This window comes from Paratractidigestivibacter sp., assembly GCF_052362415.1.
Lineage (GTDB): Bacteria > Actinomycetota > Coriobacteriia > Coriobacteriales > Atopobiaceae > Paratractidigestivibacter.
The window spans coordinates 23512-32535 of the sequence record NZ_DAWEMK010000015.1; the positions used below are offsets into that span (position 1 = coordinate 23512).

Genomic DNA, 9024 nt, shown 5'->3' on the forward strand with positions numbered 1-9024 from the left:
GGTCGATCACGTATCACATATAGGATATGACCGAGCGCAGGTGGCATCGGTCCAGCGCTTGCTTCAGGGCCTCTGCGCCCGCATGGACAAGCACGGGTCGTCGATGATCCGGCGGCTGCATCAGATTCTCCGCATCTGCCCGACGCCCTTGCCCGATTTTGACTGATGACTATATATGATTAAAACTTTTACTTACATGTTTTCCTGTAGGTAAATCAGGGCAAGAAGCCCCCGAACTTCTTGCCAACTGGGGTTTTGTAGATGGTTCAATCTTTTACTTACATGTTTTGGTGTAGGTAAATGATTGAACTATACTCACGACCCTATATCATGATGGCGCTCAAGCCATGGAAGGCCGTGCTTCCGCGAACAACAAACCAAAACCCGCAGGCCCTCGAGCTACTCGTCCGTGGGGCGGCGACGGAGCTTCTTTACCTGCGAGCGGAGGCGCTTGCTGGCAAGGCGGCGCTCTTTGGAGGCGCGCGTCGGCTTGGTCTTGTGGCGGACCTTGGGAGGCCGTGCGCGCCGGGCGAGCTCGTCGTGGATCTTCTGGAGGCACAGCCGACGGTTGCGGAACTGGCTGCGGGACTCGCGAGACACGAAGGTGATGCCGGTCGGTGCATGTGTCGTGCGCACGGCGGAGTCGGTCGTGTTCACGCCCTGGCCGCCCGGGCCCGTCGCGCGGAACACCTGCACGTCGCACTGCTCGGCGAGCTCGTCGAGCGACAACCGCGCGAATGCGGCGTAATCCCTGTATGTGAGGTCTTCTTTTTCCATGCTTCGAATGGTACCCCGCCGACTTGAAAAGACGAGCGAGCTTTCCGCGCGAAATCTCGCATGCGCCCATTACAAGGGCAATTACGGGGGGGGTGAAAAGAACTAAGGGACGGGCGCGAGCTATCCGAAGCGATTCGGAAAGCTCGCGCCCGTCCCTCAACATAACCAACGGTTTTCGAAAAGCTCGTGCCCTCCCCGGCTTGCCGGCCAGAGCCGGCACGCGGGTGACTACGCAGACTTCATGATGACGGCGCGAACGATTCCGGCGGCGTCGTCGCAGGCGTCGAGGACCTGCTCCATACGGTCGAAGATGCGCAGCCAGGTGACGGCGTACTTGCCATCTGCCGCGGCGGGCTCGCCACGGAAGAGGCGGCGCAGGGCGTTCTGGTAGACGGTATCGCCCTCGTCCTCGATGTCGCCGACCGAGATGGCCTTCTCCATGACGGACTCGGGCTTCTTTCCGTACTCGGGCAGGCGGCAGATCATCTCCTGCATCTCCTTGACCGCGCGAACGGTGAGATCGGCGATCTGGTCGGCCTCGAGACGCGAGTCCTGGATGTTGAAGAGGTCCATGCGCATGGTCACGCCGTACATGGCGTCGACGACGTTGTCCATGGCCAGCGCCAGCTCGGAGATGTCCTCGCGGTCGAGCGGGGTGATGAAGGAGGTGTAGAGCTTGCCCATGATCGTCTTCACTCGGTCGTCGCAGTTGGTCTCGTAGACCTTCATCTGCGGGACGCGGCTGATCGAGTTCGGGAAGTCGTGGACGATGCCGGCGTACTTCTCGGAGGTCTCGACGATGAGGGCGGCGAACTCCTTGAGGAGGGTGTAGAACTCGTCTTCCTTCTTGGTGCGGGCCATGATGTGCTCCTTGTCTTTGAGGTGGCCAGATGGGCCGGTCGAGTGGGAAGTCGTTTGGTCTGATCGATTAGAAGATCACGAGGAAGAGCTTGGCGAGGACGTAGCCGATGAGGCCGCAGCCGGGGAAGGTGAAGATCCAGGTCAGGACCATCTCTTTGCAGACGCCCCAGTTGACGGAGCGCATGTCCTTGGCGGCGCCGGCGCCCATGATGGCCGCGGTCTTGGTGTGGGTGGTCGAGACGGGCAGGCCGGTGACGGTCGCGATGAAAAGCGAGATAGTCGCGGAGATCGAGGCCGAGAAGCCCTGGTACTTGTCGAGCTGGACCATCTCCATGCCGACCTTCTTGATGATCTTCTTGCCGCCGATGGCGGTGCCGATGGCCATCACGCCGGCGCAGAGCACCTCGATCCACAGCGGGAAGCCGCCCATGTCGCCGACGGTCTTGCCCATGGAGAGCGCGATGGCGAGCATGGCGGTGGACATGAACTTCTGGCCGTCCTGCGCGCCGTGCATGAGGGCGACGCCCGCGGCGCCGGCGATCTGCATCTTGCCGAAGAAATTGTTCGCGCGGCGGCGATCGGCGTTCGCGCAGGCGATGGGGATGATCTTCGCGATGGCCCAGCCGGCGAGGTATCCGAGGACGGTGGAGAGGACGAGGCCATAGATGACCTTGGCCCACTCGCCCATGTTCACGCCGTCGAGGCCGCCGGAGACGGCGAGCGCCGAGCCGGTGAGGCCGGCGATGAGCGCGTGCGACTCGGAGGTCGGGATGCCGAAAACCCATGCCGCGACGCCCCAGGCGACGATGCCGACGGTCGAGGCCGCCAGCGCGATCATGGCGAGGTGGGAGTCGCCGCCAAAGTCGACCATGCCGGAGATCGTGTCCGCGACGGCGGTCGAGATGAAGGTCATAGCGACGAGGCCGATGAAGTTGCAGATGACGGACATCAGGATCGCGTCGTCGATGTCCATCGATCGGGTGCCGACGACCTCTGCGATGGCATTGGCCGCGTCGGTAGCGCCGTTGACGAAGATGGTGCCGAGGATAAGCACCATGACGAGGACGAGGAAGGGGTTCGAGGCCAAAAGGCCGAAGAACTCAGGGAGGGTAATCAAGTGCACTCTTTTCCACACATGCGCGAAGAAACGCTGCGCCCCTGTACTGTCATGCCAATGTAAGCACTCGATTAGGATAGCGTAAAGAGCCGGAAACATGGCTGAATGTAAGCTCGGAACCCGAATGTAAGGCAAACGCTTACATTCAGCTTACATTCGCGCGCGGAAAGAAGCCCGGGACAAGAAGCGATCGCGCGGAGCTGCCGGAACGGGGCGGGGACGAGGCGCGACGGCATGAGACCGAGCTGCATGAACGGGGCGAGGCGCGGCCGAGCAGGGCGAGGCGCAGCGGGCCTGTGCGGCCGCGCCCGCCCGACGGGCCCCTGCCCCACCGGGCGCGCACGCCTACCTTATACTCAATGTTCGTTACTCGAAGGCCGTCCCCGATACCCATGGCCGGCCGAGCGCAAGCACGCGAGCACCCAAGGAGGCACGTTGGCGAACGGAAAGAAGGAGCGGGACCCGCGCGTGGAGGCGCTGCGCCTCGTGGCAGCGGCGTCCATCGCGATCTTCCACACCTTCATGCCCTGGTTCTCGGCGATGACCGGCGGCTACGGCACGGGACCGGGCGACGGGATCATCGACAACCCCATCGCGGCGCCGCTGCTCGGGTTCATCAACCTCCTGGGGTCCTTCGGCAACAACGTGTTCTTCTGCATCTCGGGGCTCTTTTTGATCCCCGCGGCCGTCGCGGCGGCGAAGGAGACCGGCAACGGCCCGGACTGCCCTGGGTATTGGCGCGCCCAAGCGCGGAAGGCCGCCCGGCGCGCGGCGCCGCTGCTCGCGACCATCGCGTTCTACGTCGTCGCGGTCCTCGCCATGAGCGCCTTCGTGGTCCCCATCGAGGATGCGACGCCCGAGAACCTGCCTGGGCTTCTTGGCGGGCTCGAGTTCATATGGGTCTACCTGGTGCTCATGGTCTTGGCGCCCGTGATCGGCTGGGCGAAGGCGCGCCTCGAGCAAAAACCCGCAGCATGGCGAGCGGTCGCCGCGGTCTTCGTCGTCGCGGTGTTCGCCGTCAACGCCTACATCGCCTTTGTCGACCAGGGCGACGTCGACCGCGGGCTCGGTGACTGGCGCAAGCTCATGAGCGCCGTGACTTACCTCGCGGCCTTCGTGGTCGGCGGGGAGGTCTCGTCGGTGAGGCTCGGCCGCCGGGCGGCGGGCGCGCTTCTTGTCGCAACCGTCGCGGCCTCGCTCGGGGTCGAGACGGCCCTCGCCCACGCGCGCGAGCTCGACCTCATGGCGGCGACCTCGTTCAAGTCGACGTCGGCGCTCGCGTTCTGCACGGCGGTCGCCGCGGTCCTCTTTGCACGGTCGTGCACGGGCCGCGAACGCGCGAAGAAGCCCCTCGACGCCCCCGTGTGCAGGGCGGCGAAGAGCGTCCTCGGGTTCTATATCCTGCAGTCGCTCACGATGCCGCTTTGGCTCGGGGAGCTGTACGGGTGGCTCGTGTCCCTCTACAAGATTCCCTGGTTCACGTCCGTCCACCTGATCGGCGTCGGCACGGCAGCGAGCCTTTTGCTCCTGGCCTTGATGCTCGCGATCGACCAGGTCGTCCGCCTGCCGCTCTTCCGCCGGCTCGGCTTGGCGCGGTAGGGCCCGTGATGAGATCAGGCACGGCAGGGCGGGGCGCATCAAGGTTGGCGCCCCGCGAAGCGCCCGGAGTACGGGCGCTCGGCTAGCTCTTGAAGTGCTTGCCGGAGCTCGGGCGTGCCTTCGAGCGCGCATTCGAGCCGGTGCCCGAGCCCGCGATCGGTCCAGATGCCTGGTCGAAGGCCATGCCCGAGCCCTGGCTCGCGTCCGCGGCCTCACGGCGCCTCTTTGCGCGGCGGACGAGGTTCACGATCGCGCACATCACGAGGATGACGGCCACAATGACGGCGGCGACCAGCAGCAGGTGCTCCGGCACCGCGAGCCAATCCTGGACAAAGAGCTTCAGCGACCAGCTGAGCGACGCCTCGGTCTGGACGGGCACGCTGCCGAGGTAGCGGCCCTGGTACGAGATGCTCGCCTCGCCGAGCGACGCGCCCTGCTGGACCGGCGCCGTGAGCTCATCAGGTAACTGAGTTTCGATCGTCAGGTCGGCAAGCGTGAGCCCGGCGGGCACGAACGCCGAGACCTCCCCGGCGGCGACCGCCCCCACCTGCGTCCCGTCCTCCGAGAGCGTGACGGGGACGCTGCCGAGCTCCTCTCCGCCGCTCACCACCGTCGCATCCTGCCACGCGTCGAAGCCCCAGTTGAGGAGGTCGCGCATGCCATAGAAGTTCGAGGTCGGCTCCTCGTAGCCGGCGTCGTTCGCGCCGCCGAGCGTGACAGCGGCGAGGTGGCGGCCGTCCTTTTGGGCGGCGACGACGAGGCACTTGCCGCCCTCGAGCGTGTAGCCCGTCTTTCCGGCGGTCACGATGCCGCCGGCGTAGGCGTCGCTCGAGGGATCGACCAGGAAATCCGTGCTCTCGAGCTCGCGGGCCGGGTTCTTGTTCGTGGCGGGAAGCTCGCAGGTGGCGCTGCCCGCGATCTGGACGAACGCCGGGTTTTGGAGCGCCTCCTCAAAGATGCGGCACAGGTCGCGCGCCGTGGTGTAGTGGTCGTCGTTGTGCAGGCCACAGGGGTTCGCGAAGTGCGTGTCCTCGCAGCCGAGCTCGGCAGCCTTGGCGTTCATCATGCCGACGAAGTCCTGCCAGGTGCCGCCGACATAGCGGGCGAGCACGTAGGCGGCATCGTTGCCGGAGGGGAGGAGCAGGCAAGCGAGAAGATCGCGCACGGTGATCTGCTCGTCGGCCTGCAGGCCGCTGCGCATGCTGTCCGCATCGAGCGCCGAGAAATCGTCCGCCTGCACCGTGACGACGTCGTCGAGGTTGCCGTGCTCGAGCACGAGCAGCGCCGTCATGATCTTGGTGGTCGAGGCCGGGTAGCGCCGGGCATCGGCGTCCTTGGCAAAGAGAACCTGGCCGTTGTCGCGGTCGACGAGGATGCCGGCCGGGGTGTTGGTCTCGGGGGCGGGGGTCGGGTTGTAGAGCTGCTCGCCGTCAACCGAGACTGGGAGCGACGCGGCATCCTCCGCGCGCGCCACCACCGGCGCGCCGAGCGAGAGCGCGAGCACCGCCACCGCGAGCGCGGCGCCCAGTTTCCTTGCAAATGACCCGCCGAACCTCATCGAGCATCTTCCCTTCTCGTCGCCATGGGCCTTCGAGTCTACGCCACGCCGCGGCGCAGAAAACCCCGCAATCAGCGCGAAGGACTGTTTGCGGGGTTTTCCACATTGTTCAATAACCGGCGTTATCGCCGAACGTCGTTTGCGGAGCCGAATGCGGGTTACTTGCCCAGGCGCTCGTAGACGTCGATGAAGTCCTCCGCGACGATGCGGAAGGTCTCGGCGCCCATGAGCTGGTCCTCGGCATGCATGAGCAGCATCGAGAACTCGACGGACTTGCCGCCGGCGTCGTTGGCGAGGAGCTGCAGGTGGACGTTGTGCCCTTCGACGAAGGCGTCGGAGCCCTGCTTGATGAGCTCGCGCGCCCCGTCGAGGTCGCCTTCCTTGGCCTTGCCGATGGCCTCGATGTACATCGACTTGGCCATGCCGACGTTGGCGATGATTTGGAAGCAGACCTCCTCCATGTCGAGGGGCTGCTCGGTGCTCGTGGCCTCGTCAGCCATCGTCCTACTCCCTCATCAGCTTGAGGGCGTCGGCCAGGATCTTCTTTGCATAGGCGATCTGCGGGCCGAGGAGAAGCACGTCGGCGGTGTCGACGTGCTCGAGGGCCTTGTTGAGCGGGTAGGCGGCGATGCTGACGTCGAGGCCCTGGCCCTTGGCCTCGGCCTGCATCTTTTGGACGAGGAGGCTCGTGGACATGCCGGCGTTGCAGGCGAGCAGGATATTCTTCATTGCGATCCCCTTTCTGAGGACGTGCACCGTGCGATTACGGTAACCCTTGGGTAACTCGGTGGCCGCGACGGGGCGCCCAGCGGCGCCGATGCGGCCTTTGGACGGGTGCCCGGGCCCTGGCAAGCCCGGGCACCCCAAGGAAAGGACTTCGGAGGGAGCGGCCCCGCGATGCGCGGGCGGGATGCCCCGCGCCAAGGGCGCGGCGCGCCTACTCCGCGGACTCCTCGGCGAGCACGGCCTGCTTGGCCTGGACGCGCTCGGAGACCTTCATGAACGGCAGGTAGATGGCCATGGCGATGACGATCTCGAGGATCTGCCAGATCGCGGCGCGGATGTCGCCGCCTACGGCTCCGCGAAGACCGGGCAACCGGCCTCGTCCACGTCGCGCGAGGGCGCCTGGACGCGCTCGGGGTGGTAGTAATTGCAGCCGAGCCAATCGACTTTGCCCTGGGCCAGGATCTGCTCGTCGCCCGGGCGGACGGGCAGCTCGACGCCGCGCGCCGCGAAGTCGGCCAGGATATCGGCGGGGAGCTTGCCCTCGGTCACGAGGTCGAGCCACCAGCGGTTGTTTATGCCGTCGGTCATGCGGACGGCCTCGAGGTCGGCCTCGCTCGGGTTCTCGCGGGTATAGGGCGGGGTGAAGCAGTTGATGAGGCCGATACGCGAGTCGTCGAGCATGCAGCCGTCGGCCTTCGCGCGACGGTAGGCCGCCACGGCGAGGCTGTGCGCGATCGAGATGTTGTACTGCACGGCCTTCGCACGGTTGAAGTTGTGCAGGCACGGGTACCAGACGCCGTTCTGATAGCGTTGGTCGGGCTCCACGATGGGCTCGTTGAAGGTGAACCAGCAGCGGATCTCCTTGCCGAAGGCGCGGAAGGCTTTCTCGGCGTAGTTCGCGTACGCCTCGACGACCTCGCGGTTCTCCCATCCGCCGCGGCGGAAGAGTTACGCGGGCATATCGAAGTGGTACAGGTTCACGAAGCACTCGAGCTCGGCCGTCGCGCCGCCATGTAGAAAACCCCGCCGCCGGCGCCAGAGGAAAACCGCGGACTCTGCGTTTTTCCTCTGGCGCCGATCGCTGGTTGCAGAATGTTCAAACAAATCGGATAAGATACGGCCGACGTACCCGCCAACAAAAGGAGCAGCAATGTCGCAGCAGTTCCATGAGTTGATTTTCCTCAAGCCAGTGTTCCACGAGAAGATCTGGGGCGGGCGCAAGCTCGCCGACGACTGGGGATACCGCATCCCCGACGGCCCGATCGGCGAGTGCTGGGCGATCTCGGCACACCCCAACGGGGACTGCAGGATCGACGGCGGCGAGTACGACGGCAAGTACCTCTCGGAACTCTGGAAAGAGAACCGCGAGGTCTTCGGCACGGTGCCCGACGGCCGAGGCGGCGAGGCGAAGCAGTTCCCGCTGCTGATCAAGATCCTCGACGCGCAGGACGACCTCTCGGTCCAGGTGCACCCCGACGACGCTTACGCCGCCGCCCACGAGGACGGCTCGCTCGGAAAGAAGGAGTGCTGGTACGTCCTCGGCTGCAAGGAGGGCGGCACCATCATCGTGGGCCAAAAGGCAAGAGACGCCGCCGAGTTCCGCCAGATGGTCGACGAGGGCCGCTGGTCCGACCTTCTCAACGAGGTGCCCATCCATGAAGGGGACTTCTTCCAGATCGACCCCGGCACCATCCACGCCATCAAGGGCGGCACCGTCATCCTGGAAACCCAGCAGTCCAGCGACGTCACGTACCGCGTCTACGACTACGACCGCAAGCAGGCGGACGGCACCACGCGCCCGCTGCACCTCGAGCAGAGCGTCGAGTGCGTCGACTTCTCGCAGGAGCCGATCGAGTCCGGCGCCGTGACCACCCCCATCATCGGCGGCATCCAGCACCTCGCCGACACCGACCGCTACATCGTCGACCTCGTCCGCATCGACGGCGAGAAGGTCTTCTCGGCCATCCCGACGTTCCGCTGCGTGAGCGTCATCGACGGCGAGGGAACCGTCGCCGGCGCCAAGGTCCGCAAGGGCGACCACTTCATCATCCCCGCCGCCTTCGGCGACGTCGACTGCTCCGGAAAGATGAAGCTCATCGTGAGCCGCGTCCCCACCGCGCTGTAGCCGCGCGCCAAACCTGGCCCCGCAAGCGAGCGGCGCCCGCCGGCCTAAGCCGACAGGCGCCGCTTTGCCATCACTGGGCGACAGTCATTGCGTGCAGCTTTCTGGGACACCCTTCCGCGACCTCGACGCCAGCGGAGAATCGCCGCCAGGCGCGGGGGCTCAGTGGCGCGGCGGCTCCTTACAGGAAGCGGTACTGAACCGCGCGGACTCCCCAGTCGTAGCAGCTGGAGAAGCCGAAGGCCTTCCAACAGCCGCCGGCGA

8 protein-coding genes and 2 pseudogenes are annotated in these 9024 nt (G+C 65.7%); 2 read left to right on the top strand and 8 right to left on the bottom strand.

Features of this window, described 5'->3' with window-relative positions; translation table 11 throughout:
- Positions 1-399: 399 nt before the first annotated feature.
- The 3 genes and pseudogenes from ACT84W_RS02920 to ACT84W_RS02930 form a co-directional block, all read right to left on the bottom strand.
- Positions 400-687: pseudogene (locus ACT84W_RS02920) on the bottom strand (peptide chain release factor-like protein); the annotation flags it as partial.
- Positions 688-1005: 318 nt separating this feature from the next.
- Entirely contained in the window at positions 1006-1638 is a 633-nt protein-coding gene (locus ACT84W_RS02925; RefSeq protein ID WP_444328152.1) for a DUF47 domain-containing protein, read from the bottom strand.
- Positions 1639-1705: 67 nt separating this feature from the next.
- The gene (locus ACT84W_RS02930) at positions 1706-2755 is read right to left on the bottom strand and encodes an inorganic phosphate transporter (protein WP_417575602.1); all 1050 of its coding nucleotides are present in this window, start codon (positions 2753-2755) and stop codon (positions 1706-1708) included.
- Positions 2756-3190: 435 nt separating this feature from the next.
- On the opposite strand from ACT84W_RS02930, the gene ACT84W_RS02935 reads away from it, so the two are divergent.
- Positions 3191-4354, top strand: coding sequence for an acyltransferase family protein (locus ACT84W_RS02935; RefSeq protein ID WP_444328153.1), 1164 nt, complete (start codon positions 3191-3193; stop codon positions 4352-4354).
- A gap of 82 nt (positions 4355-4436) precedes the next feature.
- Here the strand turns inward: ACT84W_RS02935 and ACT84W_RS02940 are convergent, their stop codons facing one another.
- From ACT84W_RS02940 to ACT84W_RS02960, 5 genes and pseudogenes are all read right to left on the bottom strand, one after another.
- The gene (locus ACT84W_RS02940; protein ID WP_444328154.1) at positions 4437-5912 is read right to left on the bottom strand and encodes a D-alanyl-D-alanine carboxypeptidase family protein; all 1476 of its coding nucleotides are present in this window, start codon (positions 5910-5912) and stop codon (positions 4437-4439) included.
- Between the two features lie 158 nt (positions 5913-6070).
- Positions 6071-6412, bottom strand: a complete 342-nt coding sequence (locus ACT84W_RS02945; RefSeq protein ID WP_444328155.1) for a PTS lactose/cellobiose transporter subunit IIA — start codon at positions 6410-6412, stop codon at positions 6071-6073.
- 4 nt (positions 6413-6416) lie between these two features.
- A complete protein-coding gene (locus tag ACT84W_RS02950) occupies positions 6417-6641 on the bottom strand; it encodes a hypothetical protein (RefSeq protein WP_417575606.1) in 225 nt (74 codons plus the stop codon).
- A gap of 208 nt (positions 6642-6849) precedes the next feature.
- A complete protein-coding gene (locus ACT84W_RS02955) occupies positions 6850-7008 on the bottom strand; it encodes a hypothetical protein (protein ID WP_444328156.1) in 159 nt (52 codons plus the stop codon).
- Positions 6984-7565 (bottom strand): annotated as a pseudogene (locus ACT84W_RS02960) (family 1 glycosylhydrolase); the annotation flags it as partial. The pseudogene ACT84W_RS02960 and the gene ACT84W_RS02955, both read right to left, overlap by 25 nt.
- Positions 7566-7788: 223 nt before the next feature.
- Between ACT84W_RS02960 and manA the strand changes: the two are divergent.
- Positions 7789-8763, top strand: coding sequence for a mannose-6-phosphate isomerase, class I (manA, locus tag ACT84W_RS02965; protein WP_432290221.1), 975 nt, complete (start codon positions 7789-7791; stop codon positions 8761-8763).
- Positions 8764-9024: the final 261 nt, after the last annotated feature.